Annotated in this window: 24 protein-coding genes and 1 pseudogene; 4 read left to right on the top strand and 21 right to left on the bottom strand. The window is 46.6% G+C overall.

All coding sequences use genetic code 11. The features are described from left to right. Positions 1–20: 20 nt before the first annotated feature. Positions 21–944: an alpha/beta fold hydrolase gene (locus tag ACFQZT_RS27005; RefSeq protein WP_379305070.1), complete on the bottom strand. Its 924-nt coding sequence runs from the start codon at positions 942–944 to the stop codon at positions 21–23. A 194-nt stretch (positions 945–1,138) separates the two neighbouring features. On the opposite strand from ACFQZT_RS27005, the gene ACFQZT_RS27000 reads away from it, so the two are divergent. Together ACFQZT_RS27000 and ACFQZT_RS26995 are read left to right on the top strand one after the other, a co-directional pair. Further along, positions 1,139–1,720, top strand: coding sequence for a TetR/AcrR family transcriptional regulator (locus ACFQZT_RS27000; protein ID WP_379305068.1), 582 nt, complete (start codon positions 1,139–1,141; stop codon positions 1,718–1,720). Between the two features lie 102 nt (positions 1,721–1,822). After that, on the top strand, positions 1,823–2,293 hold the full coding sequence (locus ACFQZT_RS26995) for a DinB family protein (protein WP_379305066.1): 471 nt from the start codon (positions 1,823–1,825) through the stop codon (positions 2,291–2,293). A gap of 34 nt (positions 2,294–2,327) precedes the next feature. Here the strand turns inward: ACFQZT_RS26995 and ACFQZT_RS26990 are convergent, their stop codons facing one another. The 15 genes and pseudogenes from ACFQZT_RS26990 to ACFQZT_RS26925 form a co-directional block, all read right to left on the bottom strand. Then, positions 2,328–3,530 (bottom strand): MFS transporter, encoded by a 1,203-nt coding sequence (locus tag ACFQZT_RS26990; RefSeq protein ID WP_379305064.1) that lies wholly within the window; start codon positions 3,528–3,530, stop codon positions 2,328–2,330. Between the two features lie 75 nt (positions 3,531–3,605). Beyond that, positions 3,606–4,190, bottom strand: coding sequence for a TetR/AcrR family transcriptional regulator (locus tag ACFQZT_RS26985; protein WP_379305062.1), 585 nt, complete (start codon positions 4,188–4,190; stop codon positions 3,606–3,608). Between the two features lie 154 nt (positions 4,191–4,344). Next, a complete protein-coding gene (locus ACFQZT_RS26980; RefSeq protein ID WP_379305060.1) occupies positions 4,345–5,235 on the bottom strand; it encodes a class I SAM-dependent methyltransferase in 891 nt (296 codons plus the stop codon). Between the two features lie 2 nt (positions 5,236–5,237). Then, positions 5,238–6,158 (bottom strand): NAD(P)/FAD-dependent oxidoreductase, encoded by a 921-nt coding sequence (locus ACFQZT_RS26975; RefSeq protein WP_379305124.1) that lies wholly within the window; start codon positions 6,156–6,158, stop codon positions 5,238–5,240. Positions 6,159–6,215: 57 nt separating this feature from the next. Then, a complete protein-coding gene (locus tag ACFQZT_RS26970) occupies positions 6,216–6,701 on the bottom strand; it encodes an RrF2 family transcriptional regulator (RefSeq protein ID WP_379305058.1) in 486 nt (161 codons plus the stop codon). 97 nt (positions 6,702–6,798) lie between these two features. Beyond that, positions 6,799–7,998 carry a Ger(x)C family spore germination protein gene (locus tag ACFQZT_RS26965; RefSeq protein ID WP_379305056.1) on the bottom strand — a complete coding sequence of 400 codons (1,200 nt, stop codon included), beginning with the start codon at positions 7,996–7,998 and terminating at the stop codon, positions 6,799–6,801. Between the two features lie 13 nt (positions 7,999–8,011). Next, positions 8,012–9,544, bottom strand: coding sequence for a spore germination protein (locus tag ACFQZT_RS26960; protein ID WP_379305054.1), 1,533 nt, complete (start codon positions 9,542–9,544; stop codon positions 8,012–8,014). A gap of 14 nt (positions 9,545–9,558) precedes the next feature. Continuing rightward, positions 9,559–10,674 (bottom strand): GerAB/ArcD/ProY family transporter, encoded by a 1,116-nt coding sequence (locus ACFQZT_RS26955; protein WP_379305052.1) that lies wholly within the window; start codon positions 10,672–10,674, stop codon positions 9,559–9,561. Positions 10,675–11,066: 392 nt separating this feature from the next. Next, complete coding sequence (hpaB, locus tag ACFQZT_RS26950; RefSeq protein ID WP_379305050.1) at positions 11,067–12,515, bottom strand: 4-hydroxyphenylacetate 3-monooxygenase, oxygenase component; 1,449 nt, start codon at positions 12,513–12,515, stop codon at positions 11,067–11,069. 243 nt (positions 12,516–12,758) lie between these two features. Continuing rightward, entirely contained in the window at positions 12,759–13,349 is a 591-nt protein-coding gene (locus ACFQZT_RS26945) for a TetR/AcrR family transcriptional regulator (RefSeq protein WP_379305048.1), read from the bottom strand. Positions 13,350–13,408: 59 nt separating this feature from the next. Beyond that, positions 13,409–14,461 carry an alpha/beta fold hydrolase gene (locus ACFQZT_RS26940; protein WP_379305046.1) on the bottom strand — a complete coding sequence of 351 codons (1,053 nt, stop codon included), beginning with the start codon at positions 14,459–14,461 and terminating at the stop codon, positions 13,409–13,411. Between the two features lie 231 nt (positions 14,462–14,692). Next, complete coding sequence (locus ACFQZT_RS26935; protein ID WP_460872447.1) at positions 14,693–15,400, bottom strand: helix-turn-helix transcriptional regulator; 708 nt, start codon at positions 15,398–15,400, stop codon at positions 14,693–14,695. 69 nt (positions 15,401–15,469) lie between these two features. Next, positions 15,470–15,640: pseudogene (locus ACFQZT_RS34035) on the bottom strand (helix-turn-helix transcriptional regulator); the annotation flags it as partial. A gap of 248 nt (positions 15,641–15,888) precedes the next feature. Next, complete coding sequence (locus tag ACFQZT_RS26930; RefSeq protein ID WP_379305042.1) at positions 15,889–16,902, bottom strand: zinc-dependent alcohol dehydrogenase family protein; 1,014 nt, start codon at positions 16,900–16,902, stop codon at positions 15,889–15,891. Further along, on the bottom strand, positions 16,902–17,291 hold the full coding sequence (locus ACFQZT_RS26925) for a nuclear transport factor 2 family protein (protein WP_379305040.1): 390 nt from the start codon (positions 17,289–17,291) through the stop codon (positions 16,902–16,904). The genes ACFQZT_RS26930 and ACFQZT_RS26925 overlap by 1 nt, the downstream gene beginning before the upstream one ends. Before the next feature lie 944 nt (positions 17,292–18,235). On the opposite strand from ACFQZT_RS26925, the gene ACFQZT_RS26920 reads away from it, so the two are divergent. Together ACFQZT_RS26920 and ACFQZT_RS26915 are read left to right on the top strand one after the other, a co-directional pair. Continuing rightward, positions 18,236–18,598 carry a hypothetical protein gene (locus tag ACFQZT_RS26920; RefSeq protein ID WP_379305038.1) on the top strand — a complete coding sequence of 121 codons (363 nt, stop codon included), beginning with the start codon at positions 18,236–18,238 and terminating at the stop codon, positions 18,596–18,598. 34 nt (positions 18,599–18,632) lie between these two features. Further along, on the top strand, positions 18,633–18,995 hold the full coding sequence (locus ACFQZT_RS26915) for a hypothetical protein (protein ID WP_379305036.1): 363 nt from the start codon (positions 18,633–18,635) through the stop codon (positions 18,993–18,995). Between the two features lie 249 nt (positions 18,996–19,244). Here the strand turns inward: ACFQZT_RS26915 and ACFQZT_RS26910 are convergent, their stop codons facing one another. From ACFQZT_RS26910 to ACFQZT_RS26890, 5 genes are all read right to left on the bottom strand, one after another. Continuing rightward, the gene (locus ACFQZT_RS26910; protein ID WP_379305034.1) at positions 19,245–19,781 is read right to left on the bottom strand and encodes a hypothetical protein; all 537 of its coding nucleotides are present in this window, start codon (positions 19,779–19,781) and stop codon (positions 19,245–19,247) included. Further along, the gene (locus ACFQZT_RS26905) at positions 19,736–20,149 is read right to left on the bottom strand and encodes an alpha/beta fold hydrolase (protein WP_379305032.1); all 414 of its coding nucleotides are present in this window, start codon (positions 20,147–20,149) and stop codon (positions 19,736–19,738) included. The genes ACFQZT_RS26910 and ACFQZT_RS26905 overlap by 46 nt, the downstream gene beginning before the upstream one ends. 26 nt (positions 20,150–20,175) lie before the next feature. Further along, on the bottom strand, positions 20,176–20,469 hold the full coding sequence (locus tag ACFQZT_RS26900; protein WP_379305030.1) for a hypothetical protein: 294 nt from the start codon (positions 20,467–20,469) through the stop codon (positions 20,176–20,178). 415 nt (positions 20,470–20,884) lie between these two features. After that, a complete protein-coding gene (locus ACFQZT_RS26895; RefSeq protein ID WP_379305028.1) occupies positions 20,885–21,337 on the bottom strand; it encodes a hypothetical protein in 453 nt (150 codons plus the stop codon). A gap of 235 nt (positions 21,338–21,572) precedes the next feature. After that, positions 21,573–22,016 carry a cell wall hydrolase gene (locus ACFQZT_RS26890; RefSeq protein ID WP_379305026.1) on the bottom strand — a complete coding sequence of 148 codons (444 nt, stop codon included), beginning with the start codon at positions 22,014–22,016 and terminating at the stop codon, positions 21,573–21,575. Between the last annotated feature and the right edge of the window lie 153 nt (positions 22,017–22,169).

Raw genomic sequence — 22,169 nt, 5'->3', positions numbered from 1 at the left:
CGAATCCGGATTGCGTCTATTCAGTTCCGCCGGATGAAGTCCGCGACGATGCGTCCAATTTCGTCCGGCGCGTCCTCCAGGCAATAATGACCCACGCCTGCGAGCCGATGGACGGGAGCAGTTGGAAATAGTTCGGTGAAAAGCGGCAGAAAATGCTCGGCTTGGAGCGTGCGGTCGGCCTCACCCCAGATCGCTAGCGCGGGTTTCTCGCGGATGGCGCGCACGGTTGCGGCATCGGGTGTCTCAAACTGGTGCGCTCCGGTGGCGTACCCCTTCGCCCAGCCGATAGCGCCGAGACAGTCGGCAGGGCTGACAAAGCGTGAGCCGTAAGCGGCGAGCCAGGTTTCGGTAATTAGTGCATTGTTCTCGAAGCCGTTCAACTTGAGTGTGCTGAGGATGTTAAAGCCGAGCTGGCTCAGGACGGTCTCGAGACTCCCTTCCTTCTCGGCTCTCAAGATCCATTGGAACCAAGGTGAGACACCGACATTGGCGGTCAACTTCTCGACGAGGTCCGGCTGGCCGAACGGAGTCGGCCCGTTGGTCGAGATCAACCTACGAATACGATTCGGATGGCGCGCTGCTAACCCCATGCCTACCGGCCCGCCGAAATCATGCATAACAAGGGTGATGTCTTGAAGGTTGAGAGCCAGAACAAACCGTTCGAGATTATCGATATGGTCCTGCAGCCAATAGCTGCGGTCCTGCGGCGTCGCGCTTTTACCGAAGCCCATATGGTCGGGGACGACGACACGGTAATCTTTGCTCAAAATCGGGATCAGATGCCGGAACAGATAACCCCAGGTCGGTTCGCCATGAAGGCAAAGGACGGTTTCATCTCCGTGCGGCCCCTCGTCGACATAGTGCATGGCAAAGCCGGGAGCGTCTGTGAAGTGCGGCTCGAAAGGAAAGGTGCTCCCAAAATTCGTGTTCAGATAAAGAGTCATGGAAAGTCTCCTTTAAATACGTTTTATTTTAGGAATGCACTTGATTATATTATACCAATCGGTACATAACAAACATGAGTAAAATATACTTCTAATTTCTTATAGTGTCAAGAAAACAGAAATTAAATTTGACTATATCCCCCGCAAATAATATGATTATTTTATACTAACCGATATGAAAAGAGGAGTTGTTTATGGTACGTCCTCGGGCATTCGATGAAGAAAAGGCATTACATGCAGCTATGGAACTATTTTGGGAAAAAGGTTATGAAGCAACTTCATTAAGCGATTTAACGACTCGAATGGGGATTCAACGTCCAAGCATTTACTCGGCGTTCGGAGACAAAAAGGAGCTTTTTGAAACTGCGCTTCGCAAATACAACCAAATCCATTCTTCTTATGTTCGCGCTCGACTTCAAAGCGTTTCATCCGTTAAAGAAGCATTTCGCTCCTTCTTTGAGGGGATTGTAGCGGAAGTATACGAGGAAGGACCCAACCGGGGGTGTTTTTGTCTCAATGTGATGGTAGAACTTGCTCCACATGATGCAAAATTTGAAGTGCTTACTAGAGAACATCAGACGTATCTTGCTGCGCTTTTTCAGGAAACCATTGAACGAGGCATGCGATCTGGCGAACTTGGGAACCATGTGAACTCAAAAATGTTAGCACAGACACTCGTCGTTTCAATGATCGGACTTACTGTATTAATGAAATCTCGCCCTGATCGGACATTTGCAGATAATGCTGTAGCGACGATACTTGCTATGCTCAAGTAACCACAGGTTCTGCACGCAAGTGCGTTGGCAAAATCGCACCAGTACGTGATACGATCAAATGGACGAGGAAAGATTTCAAGATACGATGGAGGTCGAAACGTCATGAAAACGATTCGATGTTTGTTCGCACACATGGATTGGGCGAACCGCCGTCTGTTGGAGGCGCTGCAAGCCACGCCAGCGGACGAAGCCGGCAAGGCAGCGACTCTGTTCCTGCACGTGCTCCAAGCGGAACGCATCTGGCTGACCCGGCTGCGAGGAGAGAGCAGCGAAGGTATCGTACTATGGCCGGATGACGCAGATCCCGGTGCCTGCGCCGCTTTGGTCGAGGAGAACGGAAATGGCTTCCGGGTGTGGCTCGACGCCCTGCCCGAAGATCGGCTGGACAAGCCGTTTGCGTATCGCAGCCAGACCGGAGCACCGTTCGAGTCGTCCTTGAGGGACATTTTGACGCATGTCGCCCTGCACGGCCAGTACCATCGTGGTCAGATCAACGCTGCACTCCGCGCGGGTGGGTTCGAGCCAGCCGTCGTCGATTATATCCTATATGCGCGACTCGGCGGGAACGTTTGATCCGTCAATGTTGATATTGAGCTAACTTTTTCCGTTAGCTCAATTCCTTTTTCTCTGTCGCATAATAAATCATCGCAATGGTCGGTAAAGCTATGCCTATCAACAATGCTGCCTTCCATCCGCCCAAGGCGTATGCCCACCCTCCAGTTGCAGAGCCTATTGCACCGCCAGCAAAAAAGATTGCCATGTATAAACCATTCAGCCGGCTTCGAAACTCTGCTCCCAATGAAAAAATAGCACGTTGCCCGAGAACCAGATTCGCCGATACTCCCATGTCTAAGAGAATGGCCGCAACGACCAAGGTTACTAATGCGAATGTTGAGCCGCCTTGGATCACAAGCGGTAAAATTGCAGCAATGATAACAGAAGCCAATGCTAATCCTGTGGCTGGTCGGACCCAACCTCTGTCAGCAAGACGGCCTGCTACAGGTGCAGCAATCGCCCCGGATACCCCTACCAATGCAAACAGCGCAACTCCTTTTTGGGAAAAATGGAAAGTCGGACTGGTCAATAACAAAGGTACAGTTGTCCAGAACAAACTGAAAGTTCCGAATACACAAGCGTGATAGATGGATCTGCGTCGCAGGATCGGCGTCGTTTTGAGTAAATGCATCATAGAACCCAGAAGTTTTGGGTATTGTGTGTTTATCGTCGGTTGCCTTACAGGAAGCAATTTTGCTAAAACAAGAGCCAGAACAAAAATCATTGCGGCGGATACGACGAATATAGCGCGCCAGCCCATAAACTCCGCTACAAGACTTGATACAGGACGAGCGAGCATGATGCCGAGTAACAAACCACTCATGACATTACCCACATTTCGGCCGCGCGTGGCATCTGGGGAAAGATGAGCTGCGTACGGTACCAGCACTTGAGCTGCTACTGATCCTAGGCCAATAAAAAGTGAAACTGCAAGAAATAGCAAAGCACTTTTGACTGCTGCAGCGATCGTCAAAACGATTGTAGTAAGGAGCAATAACGTAACAACAAGTTTTCGGTTTTCAAGTATATCCCCTAAGGGTACGATAAATAATAATCCTATTCCGTAACCAATTTGAGTCAGCGTCACGATCAGGCCAGCTGCACCAGATGACAATCCGATTGCTGAACTGATTGGGCCCACTAAAGGCTGCGCATAATAGAGATTCGCTGCGATTACTCCACAAGCAATAGCCAGAATAAGTATAATCCACGCCGAAATAGGTTTATCCATTTTTTGATTTGCAATTGAACTCATAGTTAGCGCCCCTTTACTTGTCGAAGAAAATCATTTTCAGGAACAATCGTTCCAATAAAGTCAAAAAAAATATGTTTATAGCATCTCAATTACTGTGTCTATCATGTCATACATCATTTGTTTATTACTTTTCACCTTGGATACTACATTTATACTATGATTCAGGTTAAGCAATAGGTGTGCTAGAACCTTAGCATCTTTCCTCGGATCGATTTCTCCCATCTGTTGTCCTTTACTTAAAAGATCATAAAATAACTGTTCCAATTCCTCAAATCTGTCACGTATCAATTTACGCAGTTGTTCATCCGGTGAATCCATACCGATAGCTGCGTTTGTAATCAAGCATCCTTTCGGCAAATCCTCATTCAATGCGAATGTAATATGCTGATCAAAATATTGTCGTATTCCTGCTCTCGCAGACGACGCATTTACCAAGAGAATTCTTTTATTTTGCCCTACTTTTTTGTAATGGTGTATGGCCTCAACATAAAGCGTCTGTTTATCCACAAATGTTTCGTACATACTTGATCTGCTTATTTCCATTGCTTCTAACAAATCCGGTATGCTCGCTGCTTCGTAACCTTTTTCCCAAAAAACTAACATTGCCTTATGAAGTACGAGCTCCTTGTCAAACTCCTTTGTACGACCGATGGTTAACACCTCCTTCTCCGTAAAAACAGTATAATCTTTCCGGAACAAACAGTCCAGTATTTTTTTGAAAATTTTCACGTTGTTTTCATTTAACTGCCTGTTACTTCAATAAACGAAAAGAGGAGCTGCTGTAAAGCAAACTCCTCCACTAAGCTATTTAGACTCAAATTTCTCTCATGTACATGTTCTGATCGTGCAATCGAATTAGTACCTTGCCAAAACGGCCGCTCTGCCGGATGACCACTTTGCCAGAGGGGTATGTTTGCTCCAAGTAGTCTGCTACCTTTTTCCGATTCTGATCATCTGCGGGCAGACCGCGATTGCGAATCCAGGTCATCGCTTCTTGCAAAGCATCTTCTCTGGAGACTTCCATCGTCTTCGTTTCTCGCGATATAAGCGACTCATAGGAGAAGCCTTTGAGATACAGCAGATGGAGTAGATATCCCATTTCTTTGTTATTCGTTTTGAAGGGCTGATCGGTGATGAGCGGCCAAATTTCATTCACCAGACTATGCTCTGTGGAACCGGCCGGCATACTGATATAACAAAACTTCCGGGCGCAACGGAGCACCTTTTCAACACTTTCCCAATTGAGAATGACCGGGCACATCGAGACAAAGACGAGATCGAAGGCATGGCTCCAGCCTCTGGCCTCTACATCAATATCTTCAAAAGGTTCAGCTATTATCTTCACCTTATCTTCGCCGAGCTTTGCGATGTTTTCTTCCAGCAGTTCGACCAAAGGAAGATTGGGCTCTACGGCGGTTACTCGGGCTCCTCGCTCCGCAAACGGCACCGAAAATCCTCCCGAGGCGGCGCCAATATCCAAAATGGAGGCGTTTTCGAATCGAACTCCTTGTCCTTCAATCCAGTTTAGGATACGTTTGGTCCGTTTTCTTCCCTCTTCATTAAACGATTGCTCGTTGAAAGACCTGGCTTTATTATCAAAGGCTCTTGCCGGTTCGATTCCGGCCTTTTTCATCTTGTTCACGGCGGTATCGGAATCGTCTTTCCATTCTTTTTCCCAAATGACTTCATTAAACAAATCGTTCATGCTCATTCCTCATTTCGCATCCAAAGCTCCGTATTCAATTCATTGTTTATGGCCGCGGCGGCAATTGCGCCCATAGAGGCAGCGGCAATGGCCTGATGCATTCGCGATGCCGCATCCCCGGCGCTATAGACGCCCGGAACGTTCGTTTTTCCGAAAGAATCGACGACAACCATTCCTGCTTCCGTGGTTTGGCATCCAATGGCACGCGGCAAGTCCGATCCCGTAACCAGCTCCGGTTTAAAAAAGATCCCCCTGCACGGAATGGACGTCCCGTCTTCAAGAACGACTTGCCGCACGATCCCGCCGCTTGAGTCGATGTGCCGAATCCGCGAGTCGAACATAGGTACTTGATGTCGCCGGAGCTCCTCACGCTGAGCATCCGTCAATTCATCAGGACCATTCGTGCAGATTGTAAAACGGTTCGTCCATCCGGATATCAATGGCGCGAAGTGCATGAGCTCAACTCCCTTGTTAATGACAACAAGCGGCTCGTCTCTTAATTCCCAGCCATCGCAATACGGGCATACAAAGGCGCTTTTCCCATAAATCTCCGCCAGCCCCGGAATGTCCAGCGGCCGATCCTTCATGCCGACTGCAAACAGTACCTTTTTGCTTTCAAAGACTTTTCCTTGTCCAGTCGTAATTTGAAAATGACCATCTGTTCCCCTAATCGACTCGGCCGTATCCGCCACGAAAAACACGGAGGGATAGGCGCTGATCTCTTCCTTTGCAATTCGCCGAAATTCACCAGGACTTATTCCGTCGCGGGTTAGAAACCCGTGGGCCTCGTGCGTCACGGCATTGCGGGGACGGCCTTCATCGATCACCGCTACATTTTTCCTCGCCCGCCCCAGCACAAGAGCGGCATTCAATCCTGCCGGGCCGCCGCCAATAATCGCCACATCGAGAAACTGTTTTTTCACCGTCATAATATACCTCCATAGATCTATGATATCCATAATTAAAACGCAAGAAGTGCATTACTTCTTGTTTAGTTCATGGTCGCAACGCTTGAAAGCCTCATCGAGTACTGATTGAATCGTGTGCTCTCGCAAGTATTGGTGAAGCTGCCGTTCCGCGCCGTCCATCACCTTCGCAACCAAACATTCGCAATTTCCTGAACGTTCCTGATCCCGCTGCGCAGCCCCCTCATCAGTTAACAACCGATGCTGCCGCGAATTCAAATTCGAGCATTCGAACAGCTGCTGTCTTCCTTCAATCACTTGTATGACATCAAAAAAAGTAATCTGATCGGCCGGCCGTGCAAGCTCGTAACCGCCATTCACCCCCGGGACAGCACGTACGATTCCATCCTGCCTCAGCTTGGACATGATTTTGGATAAATAGCTTTCGGAAACGCCAAGTGTCACAGATAATTCCTTAATTCCGACGTTGTTGCTACGTTCCGAGTGTCCCAAATGAATTAAGGCGTGCAGGGCGTAATCTGTACTTTTGGAGAACTGCATTTTTCTCTCCTCCCTTCCCAATATTATTATGGATCTACGAAGTCCATAATAAACGATTCGACTGCAATTTGCAATGACATGAAAATGCTTCGAAGTTTCACTTAAATTCATCTGTGTAGCTTTTCAATTTTAGTCCGGTTCTTCTTATATGGATGGAGACATCGGCCTTAAGCTCTGCGCGCTTAAACTCTTCGTTCCAGTTTTGACGAACCTTTTTGAACGCGGCCTTATCCTGCCTGTACATATCTTCGCCAAAACCAAAAATATCCGATCCGAATTCAGCCTGCACCTTCTTCATGGTATTCTCTATGGATGCATTTAATTTACGTTCCGCTAATTGTTCCAATTCTAGAAAGGTTTGAGGTTTCGATAAATCAGCGCCTTTGCAGGACAGACCATCAACTATGCCGTTGATAAACACTTTAACGATTACGGTAGGGGTGCCGGTGTTGTAGAACGCTTTTATTTTTGTTCCTGAATCATATACACTGACGTCAAAATGACCGTTGTCTTTACAAGGTACCGTCAGTACTGTGCTTTTAATCATGTTCTGTGTCCATAAGTAGTTGCGAGTATCATCCAAGTTAAGGAATCCGACAAGTTTCTGTTTGTTAAACACCCCAAGTCCAGATAAGGTTACATTGTTGCGAATGAGATCCGATTTTAAATTTTTATCGTTTGAGCCGGTTTCCGCATTCCCTTGGACGGTAACCGTTTCGATGACAGGGTCCCTGCCTTTAGAGGTGAACGCTGCGATCAGGTCTTTCATTTTAACTTGCGGATCTCCCCCCCATTCATTATTAAAATTACTGCTTTGCCGAAATAATTTGGTCGAGGGTATAAACCCTCCCGGTATTATCGTTGAGATGACTTCCAATGCAGTGCCGCGAGTAACTAACACCATGTTGAAATCGTCCCGAAGTTCCCAATCTCTTTCCAAAAAGTCCAGGAAATCCAGATCTCCCTCACGGGCCACTTCCTCGTTAAGTGCAAATATTCGAACATGTGAATAAAGTAATTTTCGAGGAAGCCCGGCATTCATTTTGCGGCGTACCTCCTCCACCGAATTCCCTTCCTGACTATAAACGATAGCAGGCATAGTTCCCACCGCCGTTTTTTTGCCCACTTCTGTCGGATTGATAACTTGTACGGAAAGCTTCCATTTCATTTTTTCGCCTTTATCGAGCGCCATGCCGAATACAACAAACAAATTGTTCATTTCAGTTGTCTCGGTGCATCCCGACAAAAGGATCAGCATTGCTATTCCCGTTAAAATAAATCGTTTGATCGCTTTCATTGTTGGAGGTCTCTCAATCTCTTGTTTCTTTGTTTGTTTTACGAAGCGGCGATTTTGTTTTCAAAAAGAAGTTTCTTTGGAACATTTTCGGATAAGGCAGTCGAATCAATACTCCGATAATATCCCGCCGGGAGAAAGGCGCAAATGGTGTCAAATAAGGGATTCCCAACGTATTCAGCTTTACTAAATGAATCATGATGAGAATTAGACCGAAACCGATACCGTATAAGCCCATTAGTGCACCCAATAGGATTAACAGGAAACGAAGCAAACGGATGGTAAGTGCCATGGAGTATACCGGCACAACGAAGCTGGCAATTCCGGTAAGCGAAACGATAATTACCATAATGCTCGAAACGATACCAGCTTCGACGGCAGCTTGTCCAATAACGAGAGTACCGACGATGGACACCGCATTGCCGACAGCTCTCGGCATTCGTATGCCAGCCTCCCTTATAATTTCGAAGGTGGTTTCCATGAGCAACACTTCGATAACGGTTGGAAAGGGAACCACTTCCCGCTGTGAAATAATCGTTATTAACAATAAAGACGGGATCAGTTCTTGATGATAGGTTGTGATCGACAAATAGAACGCTGGCAATACCATGGTAAGAAAAAGCGAAATGTATCGAATCATGCGGATAAACATCGACATGAGATATGGTTGATAATAATCTTCCTGACTTCGGAAAAAATCGTCGAACACCGCCGGAGCTATGATGGCAAACGGACTTCCGTCCACGATGACCGCCATTTTTCCTTGAATGAGGCTGCCGGCTAACGTATCAGGCCTTTCCGTATTTAGAAACATTGGAAAAGGCGAATACATATTGTCGCTTAACGATTCTTCGAGAACGGACGAATCCATCAGTGTACTAATTTTCAGCCGCTGCAGGCGAAGGCGTAATTCAGCCAAGATGTTCTCGTTTGCAATATTTTGCATGTAAGCCATAACCACTGAGGTTTGAGTATCTTTTCCTAGCTGAAAAGATTCGAAACGAAGCGCAGTATGTTTGATCCGGCGCCGAACAAGGGAAATATTGGTCTGCAAATTTTCCGTAAACGAATCTTTGGGACCGCGGATGATCGTTTGCGTGGTAGGCTCTTGAATGCTTCTAGACTTAAGATTAACGATAGAAAGCGCTAGAGCCTTATCGATTTGATCGAAGAACAATAAAGCATATCCGTCCAATAAACATGATAAAGCTTTCTCCAGTTCGGTAACGATAACGTAAGAATACCCCGGATACAGCTGCATCCTGAAATGTTCCAAATCGTTGAAATATTGGGATGCGTGTGCTGGGGTCAATAAAGGTTGTCTTATGGTATCGATTTCCTGCGCGTTTGTCATACTATCGAGAAAGCATAATAACGCGCATTGCCCGTCAACAAGCATCCGGTCAAAGTGAATGTCGAGTGTGCTGCCGAATGCCGCTTTGAGATTATCCAGATTCGTTTCCAATATGGCGGATACCAGAGCATCATCCATACCTTCGGGAAGCAGCGAGTTTCTTGTCGTTGCTCGGTCAGCATTTAAGAAATTCATCAGAAAATCCCACCTTACGGTTTATTGCCTTCAGCTGCCCTTTTTCTCGTTTTCCATATGACGATTCCGCATAATACGCATGGAAATGCGATTTGAAATGGAATATGAAGGATAAATGGAACGAGCTTAATACCTTCATAGACGTGTTCGGCAAAATTATGGGAAACAATGACTGACAAGACGGAAAGCATCAGCCCCATCGGAATGACAAACAATTGATAACGGACGTTCGTCAAATGCTCCAATCCCTTAAGTCCGCCATAAAAGAATACGGAAACCTTGATCACGATGCCCAGCATCATGATGAATGCCGCAAGCGCATCGATACGCTCGATAAAATTTCCTATGGTCAAAATGCGTGTAGCGCTAAGCAGCGGAAAGGTTGCTCTTGATCTTCCGTCAATGCCAATCGTACCGATTTGGATGATGCAGGAGAATACTAGACCTAATGAACTAACGATGATGGCAAACACTCCGACGCTCCGAACTTTGTTGAGATGTGTGGTGAATGGAATGATCAATGTGAATGCGATCAGTTCACCGAATGGAAAAGTAACCAAGCTCGGAAACGCAGCTTTAATAATCGGTCCGAATCCCTCGCCAATGACGGGCAGCAGATTTTTAAACATGACAACCCCGTCAAGAATTAAAAGAATGCCGATCAGAATTAAAAAGCTGATCAAAAGCGGGGCGAATAATTCTCCGATCCGACCAATAACTTGAAGCCCCGAGCCTGTAAGGTATATGCAAAGTAAATAAAGGGCAAGATGCAGCATCTCAATTGGCGTTTGGGTCAAGAGTAAGGTTTTTATCAATTCGACTAAGTCGCGGCCCACTCGTGCGCAAATGTAGAAAAAATAGATCACATAAAGGTAAATGAATACGGCCGCAATTGGTTTACCCATGGCGAATTCCATAATTTCAAATAAATGCCGCCCAGGCAGTCGAAGCATGAATGAGAAGTATACCAGCAGGAGAGCGACTCCCGTGGCAGATGCCAGTAAAATCGAAATCCACGCGTCCTGTTTAGCATCACTGCCGATGCCGAAAATGATAGCGCTGCCTGTTTCAAATGCTACAATCAGCAAAAATATTTGGGATAGAGAAATTTGCTCATTGCTTTGATTCATTGCGTTTTACCGACCGTGACTTTTTGATGTCCAGATATAAACATACGGCTAATGCAACCGCTAATTGCAGTAGCAGGATGAACGTGCCGAAGCTCGTATGGATACTTGCCAAATTTAGGTAGGATTGATACAAAGATCTATTGTAGATGAATGTGTCAAAAAGAGCCAAAAGCGTAACGAGGCTTGTGAACATAAAGATAAACATCAAAGAAATCAAGTGGGATACGACTCCTTGTGGTTAATTTTTGATTATGTTGCCCATTTTGGAAAATTTTATTCTTCCAAAGGAGGATGGAGATGATGGGCCACCACAGTATCCTGCCCAATGAGAAAACGGCAGCAGATCAACAAGGGCTGCTACCGTTTCCTGGTGATTTAAATAAGTTGTAGCTTTATTCAGACAAAAAATCTGTTACCCTTTTTTTAAAAATCTCCCTCCCGCCATATCCATGATACAAACGGTTGTTCACAGTGTTGGGGTTACCAAAGAAGAAACGCTCATACACCGACTCCCTTCCTCCAAACGTACTGACGCTCAGCTCCCACGCCAGCCTCGATAGCTGCACATTTTTTTTGGCATCCAGATCAATGCCTTTCAAATATAAATGTAGAAGAGGACTGATTTCACTATTAAAATCGGCCTCGTCCGGAATCATGATTAGTCCACTGGCCCCTATCAATTGAATGATCTCAATCATTCGAGGGTATATTTTGGGGTAATAAGCATTGGCAGCTAAAAGCGGCTTCCGATCAGGAAGCATACTCCCCCAACGGTCGCGAGCAGCCCGCTGCTCTGCGGCGATCTGCAACGCCTTAAGCATTTCCAAAGCGACGATAACCTCCGTCACCTTCTCGATCACTTGCTCATAGCAACTCAGCCCTGCCGCATCAATCATATTTTCAATTGTTCCTAGCAGAAACTCCGTTTTTGCAATGTTTTTGCACATAATTTGTGTGCCGGCATGAATATAAAAATGGCTTTCGTCAAACAATCGTTTCGCCATCGTCTCATCTCCACATATAAACACCCGGTCCCAAGGGACCAACGCGTCGTTGAAAATGACCAACGTATCCATCTCCTCAAATCGCGAGCTTAGCGGATAATTGTATGACGAATCACCTCCTACGAAGCTTTCCCTGCAAATAAATTTGACTCCGGCAAGATTGCTCGGCACAGCAAATGCAAATGCGTGAGGGTTATCATCAGCATCGGAAGGGGCCGGTGTTGGGAACACAAGAATTTCATCCGAGGTAGCCCCTTGAGTATCTAACAAGAAAGCTCCGCGAACCACGATGCCGTCCTTATTCTTATCCACCACACGCGCTGCCGCTGGAAAATTAAATACTCTGAAGATGTCTGGAAATCTGCTCGCCTTCGGCTGAATAAACACGTGCGATAGGGTAATGTCATGTTCACGGCAGTATGCATAATAATTTCGTAAATTGGATGCAAACTGCGGACTTCCTTCTTCCAGAATACCGGCTGCTGCAAAATACGCCATTAAAGCTGTATTCATGTAATCGGGAGCGCGTCCCAGAAATCCGTGATGCCGATAAGCCCATGCCTGCATCATACCTCGGCGTGCGGCCAAATCTTTCTTCGTCTTTGGCTGCATGAAGGAAAGTCCGACGGGATCGCCTGTGAGCGGAGATGGGTATGACATTTTTGCTTTCCATTCATCGGAGTGCTGCATATCGTACATGGATCGCTGAGTTGCCATAAGTCCTTTGAAAGCTCTATGATCGGAGATCGGTCCTGTCACCTTCTCACCCGCGAGCCAGATGTCCGGCAAGTTTATATTGATCCGCTCCATGTATTGACATCCATTTTTCATTGGCATGTTCAAACGCCTCCTGTCGCCTCCTCCTACTGTAAGTTACTTTATTCGATGTAGGACGGCTTTGCTTGAACGGATACCTATGAGGAAGGTTTTGATTCATTTTTGATCATTCCATATTTTTATTATGACATGTGGCCCGTAATCCTGGGGGTAAGATATCAATGCAACGAAAACTGTTAATAACGATATTAACGAGAATCAAAAAGGAGCTATCCTCGCGGCAGCCCCCCACTATCATGAAAGTTATTTTATTAATAACCGCAGTAAGAACTCTACGCTCGGCGGCCCATGCTCTTCCTGACCCACTTCCTCCATAATGAGCGAATTGATGGTATAGATATACCAGGCTATCAGCTTTAGCGGTTCCCCCTCGATGAACTGTCCGGCTTGCTGACCTTTGATAAAGATCGGGACCAGCCGATTCAGCAATTCATCGACCGGATTTTGTTCAAGAATCCTCGCGGCTTCCTCTGGGATAACTTCTGCCTTACGCGCCCTATGCATGAACATAAACGCGTACTTGTTGTTCTCGTCGAGCATATCTTCGGTAAATGCTTTGATTTGTTCCAAAGGTGATCCGGGCAAGTGCTTGGCGTCTCGGAGCTCTTTCGTCGCTTCTGACATTAACTCCTCAACGAGAGAGGTAAACAATTCGTCTTTGGTTTTGAAATAACGGAAAATCAGGCCTTCACTGATGCCGGCTTCCGCAGCGATCACGCTCGTCTTCGTTCCTGCAAATCCGCGACGGGCAAAGATTTTGAGCGCAGCTTGTTTGATCTGCTCTCTGCGTTCGTCGCGGATCTGATTCAGTTGCTGTTTGTTTAGGGGCGACAATGGGTCTCATTCTCCGTTCTTAACGTTATATTCCTCATTGTAACATGAAAACTCCGCGTTTATCTCTTTTGCGTCTTGTTATTCGTGTCGGCTATGAGCGGACGTACACGATTAAGAAGCTCTTCCAGAAATTGCTCAGCCCGGGCAAAACAAGCAAGGTGGCCGGCATTACGTATCAAAGTAAATTCTTTATGAGGAGCTTCAATGCCGTCAAAGAACGATTTTGCGAGTGCTGTCGGCGTTACGATGTCTTTGTCCCCATGAAAAATAAAGACGGGCAGCTCAAAACTGAAGCCAACCTTGCTGAAGTCAAATGTCACTAGTGCGTCAAACAAATGATGGAGAGAGAAGCTCATCCCTTTGAAGTAGTCGATGATATCGCTTATTCGATGTTCAGGAGAGGAGAGCATACACGGCAATATGAGATCCATAACCATATTAGGGACGTCTTGGCTGGCTTTAACGAGATATTGATTTCGTTTATCGAAATCTTTTCGATTCCATTTGGAGCGGTCAGGTCCCATTTTCTCTACTAATTGGGCTCCCTTGCTATGGCCGGCCGCCCGGAGGGCGTCTAACGTCAGCCGGTAAGCTAGATTCCCGGAATCCGGGGCGTTTTGGTCCGTGCCGACATAGGCATAAAAAAGGTCCGGACGCTGTTTGGCCATCATAATCCCAGTCAAGCTGCCTACAGAACTGCCTAGGAGAATCACTTGTGGCTGATGGAGTTTATTAATTAGATATTCCGCCAATTCTATTCCGTCTTGAGCGAGAAGGTCAAAGCTGATAGTTCCGCATCCGTCTTCTCCGTTCCTGGTAAACGTCTTGCCGGCGCCTCTCTGATCCCATTGAACAATGGTAAAATACTTCTCCCACGAACGTAATAATGGGCTGAAAATTGAATAAGTTGAAGCAGGCCCGCCATGAATCACCAATAACACGGGATTATTTCTGTCCTCCCCTCGAATCGTTACCCATTGATCGATACCTCCGATTTTCACATAACGACTTTCAACGATGCTGTTAGGTGATTGGATCTGTAAGAGCCTTGCGTTTTGGCGTTGATTTCGACTGCGCAGCATCAAATCCATGAGAAGGTTAGTTTTTTTCATGTATTTCATCTCCTTTTGGATGGTCGAAAATTAATGAGTGAGTTACTCACTCATTAATAATGTAAAACTACTCCAGAGCTTTGTCAATGGCGCTAAGATTTTTTCCATTTTACTGCCATTTAGCATAATAAAAATAAGGAGCAGTTGCCGAGGCAATCCGCTCCTATTTCATTGAACTATAGTTCCCGTGTAATAATTTAAATAGTCCATTTTAAAAAAGTATTGATGACTTCAGCCGTACATCGCTCGCATCTTCTCGACTCTACACCTCAGGTAAACTACGGCCTCCTCCGGTTCCACAATCTGGGCGTCCTCGCCCAATTCCCATATCATATCGGCGTAGAAATTCAGCCTCTCTCTAGGTACCTCCATGCGGATCGATGCGCTACCGTCATCGTTTCGCTCGATTGCCCCAGCAAACCAGCCATTTGTTTCCAACTTGCGCAGACCTCCTGGATTCAAACGTACGCCCAACACGATTTTCTCCATTTGCTGCAGCTCCGGTTCGTTCCAATTCTTCACGGTTCTCCGATCGACTTCCTCTAGACATGCAATGTCTGGGTTTAGGCTGGCGGAGAGTACGCGGTCCCCGCGAAACAGCCTGTACGCTTCGTGCTGGAAGCAGTAGGCCGGGCAATACCAGAACCCATGGCTTGCATAGAGACCTACGGGCTGGATATCCCGGGTTGTGACACCATGGCTGGATTGGTAGGCAATCGTCACGACGCTTTGCACCATGATCGCCTGCATCAACGTTTGCAGAGCGGGTGCGGACATGTCGCGCTGTGGACTCCAAATCACCACTTTGTCGCGCAACCGATCGATTTGCGATTTGACGTCGGTCGGTAGGTAGTAGTAGAACTTGTGCAGCGCAGCCGCTGCTCCCTCGTCGAACGGAAGCGAACCGAAATACTGCAGAGACTGGCAGGCAAAGAACATCGCGACCGCCTCGCTTTCGGAAAACGAGATAGGCGGAAGTGAACGCTCGCGCAGCAGGCGGTAGCCGCCTCCCTTACCCTGCACCGAGTAAATGGGAACCCCGAGCGTACTTAGCTCCTCCAGATCGCGGGTGATCGTGCGGGTGGAGAGACCAAATTCGGCCGCGAGCTCCGGCACTGTAAAAGACTTCTTGGCGTTGATCATCATGATGAGCTGGATGAGCCGCTGTGATTTTAACATTTTTATTCCGTTCCTTTGCGGAGGGATGCATTCCTTCTAAAGCAAGCGAAGAAAGGTCTTATGTATAAGATACCTGATTCTGGTACAACAAGATATGGGAGTTGAATGAAAGCATCGCCGCTCTCTTAAGTGGATCCGAATTCTCCTATTCGGGATATGCGAAGCGTCTCTCTTCCGTCGCCGGATGGCAAAAGCCTTGCGGCCCGGGAAACAGGGCCGCAAGGCGGAGAAGACGAATAATTGTATGTTCAGTCGAGGCGAATCACGACTTTGCCCATATGAGACTGATCCTTGTAGTAAGCAATTGCCGCTTCGAACTCGTGGAAAGAAAAGCTCCGGTCAATCACTGGCTTCAGTCCTTGATCTGACATAAAACGGTTCATTGCTTCGAATTGCACGCGGCTGCCCACGGCGATCGAGTGAAGCGAGTACACATTGGAAACGAGTGCGTTGAAATCGATCGTCTTCGTGCTCTCGGCGAGGCTGCCGATCAAGATGATCTGTCCTTCGAACGCTGTCGACATGATGGATTGCGCCAGCGTTCCTGCGCCGCCAACCTCCACGACGCGATCGACGCCACGGCCGTCCGTCAACTCCCGCACGGCCGAGTGCCAGTCCGGAGTTTCCGTGTAGTCGATAACTTCGTCCGCGCCGAGTTGCTTGAGTCTCTTCGCTTTCGCTGCTGATGAAGTGGTCGAGATGACACGGGCACCGAGCCGGTTCGCAAATTGAAGGGCGAAGAGGGACACGCCGCCCGTGCCGAGCGTTAGGACGGTACTTCCCGCTTCGACCGGCACGCCGCAAGTGAGCGCATGCCACGCGGTTACGCCCGCACATGGCAGTGCTGCGGCTTCCTCAAAGGATAGATGGCCGGGAATATGAACGAGTGCTTGCTCGTTCAGTACGACATATTCCGAGAGCATGCCGTTAAGCGAGCCGCCTATTTGATCCGCGGATTCTAAACGGAAAGGGCCGTCAGTCCATTTCGGGAATATGGACGCCGCCACCCGATCGCCCGGCTTGACCCGCGTTGTTCCTTCTCCCACCTCCACGACTTCACCCGCCCCATCGGACAGCGGCACGACGTCCGACCGGACCGGCAACGGGTAGCGCCCTTGGAAAAGGATCATGAGTTCCCGATAATTGAGCGAACAAGCACGCACGCGAACGAGTGCCTCTCCCGGACCCGGTTCCGGCATATCATGCTCTATGAGGGAAATCCCCTCAAAGCCGTGTCCCATCTGAACATGATAGCTTTTCATTAGGATCTCTCCTTCGCCTGAATCTCATCGGTAAATTGATAGTCGCAAATGATTCTGCCGTCCACCCCTAACAAGACGAAAACAGTTCCTGCAGCTGTTGCTTCGCCGCCTTTTTGCGGCACCATAATCCAGCTGAGCCTCACTGCATTGTGATGAGAGCTGACGTTATCCAATAGCCTGAACGCGTACGCCCCATGCTCGACAAACTTGTGATAGGCCTCGGCAACTCGCGCTTCGATTGCATCGTGGCCCTGCAGTTCATGGGTATCCGTGTAATGCTTTGCCTCTTCCGACCAAAGTTGGGCAATTGCCTCTCTCCGCCGGCCAGCGTCCGGCTCATTCCAAATCGCGTTGTACGCAACAACAAAATCAAGTATCTTTTGTTCCATCCTGATCATCATTCCTTCCGTTTTTTTCGAGGTGCTCATTGGTTAATGTACCATCATAACAAGACAAATCCTGTCTTGTTTTAGCTTTCGTGGACAATAAACAATTAGTCCCATGCGCAAATGCATGGGACTATAACAGTAATAGTACGCGAGTGTTTCCACGGCATGTTTCTTTCAACATCAAACACCTTATTTTTATCGGAAATCAACAGTCGTTCAGATAGAGAGTATTGTTGAGCAAATAGCGGTTGATAACTTTTACGAAACGTCGCCAATACCGATGAGGGAAGAAGCGACGGTCCCCTTGGGGATCTTGTCATGGAATAATCCATTCAAGATTTTTGCTCCATACTACGATAATTTAGTAGCACACAAACTTGTCTCAATAGACTGCATATAATAGATAAGCTTCGACAAAAAGGAGGTGTATATTAATGACAAGGTTACTAGATGCAAGAACATCGCAACATGCCAGTTTTGAACAATCGATCAGTACTTCGACCCCCACCACTCCCACATTATTTGGACAGGTAGGGCTAGACTGCTTGAATCCAGGCGGAACCATACGTGTACAATTTACCGCAACTTTGACCATTTCGTTTCCAGGTAACGCAACAGATTTAACTATCCTTATCCAAGTTGTAAGAGGAACACAGATAACAGATCCAATTGTGTACTCCGCTAACCTAACCCTACCAGCTACAGCACCAGTAGAGGCTTCTCTTATCTTTCCTTATACCGTGACGGGATCAGATTACGACGTCCCAGCTCCTCCCAGCAACCAGCTTATTTATTCCGCATTCATAAGTTCAAATAGCACTCTACCGACTCGAGTTGGTCCGGAAAGCTTTAATGCCGCAGCTTATTCGGACTTTTAACGAATCGCTTGCATCGGAATTGAGTGAATCGTTGCACAAAAATTTAATAGAAAGATGGTGGAATAAATGGCACAAACAACCAGCCTTATTCAGAATAATGGACCAAATCCTGCTACTATGGTACATGTCTTGCTAAGTAATGATGATCTTAGCACTACAAGTGTTGTTGAACTTGAGGTATTTCTAAGTATCGGAGGTATATTGACTCCAATTGCACACGAACTTTTTTCTATTCTTCCTCTTGTTACTGATATCAAGACTTTTAATGTTGGTGGAGCTGTAGCGTTTGAAGTTCAATATAATGTCTCGGGCACTATTGACATAGCAATAAATATTTTCTCTACAGGTGCAAATGGGCATATCAGTGGAGCCCAAGGAGTTCTCGGAAGTGAAACCCAAATGATATCTCAGTTAACTCCTGTTCCTTAATTCATAGATTTAAAGATTGATGGAGGTGAGTCAATTGCCAAGGACAACTGGACCTATTCTTAATAATGGTTTGGCTACCACATTAAATATAGATATAAGTAATGCTAGTGCTGTACAAACCGTTATATTTGAACTTGAAGTGTTCGTTATTACTGGAAGAAAGGTTGCAAAGACACCAATTGCACATGAACTTTTTGCGATACCTCCGCTTGCTAATATATTTAAGACCTATAATATTGCTGGAGCTCAAGCTTTTGAAATACAAGGTGATGGTACCTCAGGTGGTGATTTTACAGCTAACCTTTTCTCGAAAGACGCAAATGGAAACCTTACTGTAGCTCAACGAGTTCTCGGTTCAGAAACAGTGAAAATTACAGCTTTAACTCCTGTTCCGTAATGGGGATCAGGCCTTTTTTTGTCTATGACAACATGAACTCGCAGTTCATATAAGTGGAGCTAACAGTTAAAAATAATAATCCACTTTTCCCTTAAAAGATACCGCCAATCAAATAACTTAAAAACCCACGCTAAGACAGTTTTTACCTAAAGAAAAGTCGGTTTTCCTGCGCTAAGGATTACCGACTTTTTGGGATTTTGTATTCGTAACCGCGATACTGCGGCCCAGAAGAGATTTGTACATTTGCGCTTAGGCAAAGAACCGCCGTAATTCCTTCGCCACCACTTCCGGCTTGCCGCCTCTATTGGTATTGCTTATATCGCACGCTCCGCCATGATCAAGTCCGGGCAATTCCATTCGTTTGGCCTGAGGGAGCACTTTCTCTAAAGCGTCGAGCGTAGGCTTCAGGTATGACAACCCTTTACTACCGCCGAGTAACAGCGTTTCGGTGCTCAAAGCCCTAAATCGATCCAGCTTCCCAGTCATCTCAACGAGCAACCGCCCGTCATAATGAAGTGTAGGAGCCAGCATTCTCATGGTTACGTTGTTCTTCTTCGCATTCTTGTCCTCGCTATCCATCATCTTGTTCGTCATGGACTCGAGCAACCAGCGTGGGATGGCACTAAGTACCGCTCCTCCCAGTTGCAGCCCTTTCAAACAAGTGACGAGAGCGGCGGCCGTCTTACCTTGAGCGATCTCCTGGTCATAACGAGCCAACCATTCCGTCCGTGCCGAGTTCATCAATAGTGCGGGTTCGTAGAGGGCGACCTTGCGAATAGCGGGCAATGCGAGCGCTGCTTCAAGTGCAATGAGCCCCCCGAGCTAATCCCGAAGACATAGTGGGCGCCTGTTTGAGTAAGGAGCGTCTCCAAATCTTCGACTTCCTTCCGGATGCCGTAATCTTCGCCGAAGGGTCCTCTGAGGCCGCGACCTCGGCGGTCGGGAACGTAGACCGTGAACGCATCGGCTAACCGCTGCGCGAGCTGCATGAGGTTTTGCGAAGATAAATTGGCGCCATGTACCACCACTATGCCCGGTCCTTGACCAAATTGGCGATAACCGATCGCGGTGCCGTCTCTGGAGATTACGGAGCTGGTTGTATAGGGTGGCTCCGTCGTCGGTGCACTGGATTGAATAGGGGATGCACTCATCATTCATAACGCCTCCTTAGAATTTGCCATTAAATCGAACCGCATAAATTCGTATGCTTATATCGCGACGATGCCGTGCGGAAATCTTCGATGATGTCGCGCAACCATTCAAGTTCAGCCCACAAAACGGCACGGCTATGCTCTACCTCCAGCATGAACAATCGGGGAACGATCTCCTTCTTCTCGAATTGCCGCTGAACGTCTTCCGGTACCAGAAGGGTGAGAAAAGAGACGGCTACTGGAAAATCCGGATATTCCTGAGATCGGACCGAGAGCATCTCCCGAAGCCAATTTTTCGATACTTCCCTTCCTTCCTCAGTCAATTCGTAAACTGTTCGATCGATCTTTATAGTTATAATATTACTATTATGTATATGACTATTTCAATGGTTTCCCATAAGAATTTCTGGATTATCATGCATCGTTAGAAAAATCGTTTTAGGCAAACTTCTTTATTGAACTATGCTGCCAGTTCCGCGAAGCAAGCCCCTCAAATATAGTTANCAAATTCCATAATTCTGTGTGAAAATTCATACAGATTAGTGCTTTTTTAAGAAAAGAGTTTAATTCTGTTCGATAATTCATACAGATTCGTTCTTGTTTCGATAACTTTACCTTACTTATTCCGTTCAACTATACTTCCCGTTACTTGAATGAACAAAAAAAAAAGGAACTTCCACGAGGTAAGCTCCTTCACTATCGTACTCTGTTTAGTTTAGCGAGCACTTGTCCTAACGATCATGCCACTGCTCGATAATATTTATTAGCAGCGGGTCGAAACATGAGAATCAATGCAAATATAACCGAGGCTAAATGGACAATTCGACTTAATCCGAACAGAGTGGAGTATAAAGTCATGCCAGCAAATGCTTGCACAAGGGAATTCCCTTCCATAATCCACTTGATTGGGTCGATAACTAAGGAGAGAGTTCCAATTCCACCAAGAAGTATTGCCAATGCTATACGTGCCCAGTTTCTTCCACGGTACATCTTAAAAATTATGTAAATAAGTGCGGCAAAGATTAATGTCCTGATTCCTACTGCGATGAATATACTGTTTCCTGGCCCCGAGTCTCTAGATAGTATTTCAGTTACAGCGATGATCATTTCAAACACTCCTGCTGCGATTGCAATGAGCCAAAACAGAAATGACCTTTTTACCTCTTGGGGAACTTTCGTGCTATTTTCCATAAAACCATCCCTTTCCTGTTACCTTTTTATATATCTCATTATACTTTATTGAAAAAATGTCCAAAATCGACCCGAGACTGAATTTTAACTCGACTATAGTCGAGGGAACTGCCATTCCACTAAATCCAAAAAAGCCGCGATTTACGCGGCACTTAATGAGATAAAGTTCTTGTCAACCGATACATGGCTGTGACAAGTCAGGTTAAGAGATCCCGAGCTCTTTTCGTTTATAAACTTAAAACGTATTATATACATTTTCACATTCTTTCGCGGTCGGTTCATAAAAACAGTGCTTCTTCCATCGTCCTACGAGCGGCTGATTATACCAAGTTGGCGGACATGGTCCGGGATTTTCGAACGTTCCTGGACGGAAATACCATAGGGAGAATTTGGCTGGCCAATTCCGATCCCCATTCACAGCCCGTTGCGCCAGACGGCGTTCCCTATCTCTTGCGTTTTGATAGTACAAACCATGTTGCAACGCTTCGAACGCATGCGGCTGGTTGATCATTTGGGGAATTGTCCGGATTCCTTTAAAATCGGAGCAATTCGCTCTTATTCGGTTGATGCCAACATTTCCAACAAGGAGCATGCCCATTTCGCCTTCGGTCTCAGCTTCAGCTCGAAGCAACCTTGCCAACATATCAATATCCTGTTTCCTGGCTCTTACGACTGCCATTGGCTCACCTCTTTAGATTTCTAGACTCATTCATTATATTGTAGGTGAAGCGGATGTGTTACTCTGGCAAAATAGAGTGCGATAACACCACGCTAGTATGAAAAAAAACCTTCCGGCTTGCCGCATGCCGTGAAGGTTTTTTAATATATCTAT

It is taken from the genome of Paenibacillus sp. GCM10027628, from assembly GCF_042676385.1.
Lineage (GTDB): Bacteria > Bacillota > Bacilli > Paenibacillales > NBRC-103111 > Paenibacillus_E.
Note: the sequence above shows the minus strand (reverse complement) of the source record. Positions and strands in the feature narration are given on the sequence as shown.

Coding starts and splice junctions, on each gene's coding strand:
- ACFQZT_RS26960 (WP_379305054.1), bottom strand. CDS start 9,544: ATGAATTTCTTAAATGCTGACCGAGCAACGACAAGAAACTCGCTGCTT.
- ACFQZT_RS26895 (WP_379305028.1), bottom strand. CDS start 21,337: ATGGAAAATAGCACGAAAGTTCCCCAAGAGGTAAAAAGGTCATTTCTG.
- ACFQZT_RS26970 (WP_379305058.1), bottom strand. CDS start 6,701: ATGCAGTTCTCCAAAAGTACAGATTACGCCCTGCACGCCTTAATTCAT.
- ACFQZT_RS26890 (WP_379305026.1), bottom strand. CDS start 22,016: ATGGCAGTCGTAAGAGCCAGGAAACAGGATATTGATATGTTGGCAAGG.
- hpaB (WP_379305050.1), bottom strand. CDS start 12,515: ATGCCAATGAAAAATGGATGTCAATACATGGAGCGGATCAATATAAAC.
- ACFQZT_RS26905 (WP_379305032.1), bottom strand. CDS start 20,149: ATGATGAGTGCATCCCCTATTCAATCCAGTGCACCGACGACGGAGCCA.
- ACFQZT_RS26955 (WP_379305052.1), bottom strand. CDS start 10,674: ATGAATCAAAGCAATGAGCAAATTTCTCTATCCCAAATATTTTTGCTG.
- ACFQZT_RS26980 (WP_379305060.1), bottom strand. CDS start 5,235: ATGAACGATTTGTTTAATGAAGTCATTTGGGAAAAAGAATGGAAAGAC.
- ACFQZT_RS26990 (WP_379305064.1), bottom strand. CDS start 3,530: ATGAGTTCAATTGCAAATCAAAAAATGGATAAACCTATTTCGGCGTGG.
- ACFQZT_RS26925 (WP_379305040.1), bottom strand. CDS start 17,291: ATGGAACAAAAGATACTTGATTTTGTTGTTGCGTACAACGCGATTTGG.
- ACFQZT_RS26995 (WP_379305066.1), top strand. CDS start 1,823: ATGAAAACGATTCGATGTTTGTTCGCACACATGGATTGGGCGAACCGC.
- ACFQZT_RS27005 (WP_379305070.1), bottom strand. CDS start 944: ATGACTCTTTATCTGAACACGAATTTTGGGAGCACCTTTCCTTTCGAG.
- ACFQZT_RS26930 (WP_379305042.1), bottom strand. CDS start 16,902: ATGAAAAGCTATCATGTTCAGATGGGACACGGCTTTGAGGGGATTTCC.
- ACFQZT_RS26965 (WP_379305056.1), bottom strand. CDS start 7,998: ATGAAAGCGATCAAACGATTTATTTTAACGGGAATAGCAATGCTGATC.
- ACFQZT_RS26940 (WP_379305046.1), bottom strand. CDS start 14,461: ATGAAAAAAACTAACCTTCTCATGGATTTGATGCTGCGCAGTCGAAAT.
- ACFQZT_RS26935 (WP_460872447.1), bottom strand. CDS start 15,400: ATGTTCTTTGCCTGCCAGTCTCTGCAGTATTTCGGTTCGCTTCCGTTC.
- ACFQZT_RS26920 (WP_379305038.1), top strand. CDS start 18,236: ATGGCACAAACAACCAGCCTTATTCAGAATAATGGACCAAATCCTGCT.
- ACFQZT_RS27000 (WP_379305068.1), top strand. CDS start 1,139: ATGGTACGTCCTCGGGCATTCGATGAAGAAAAGGCATTACATGCAGCT.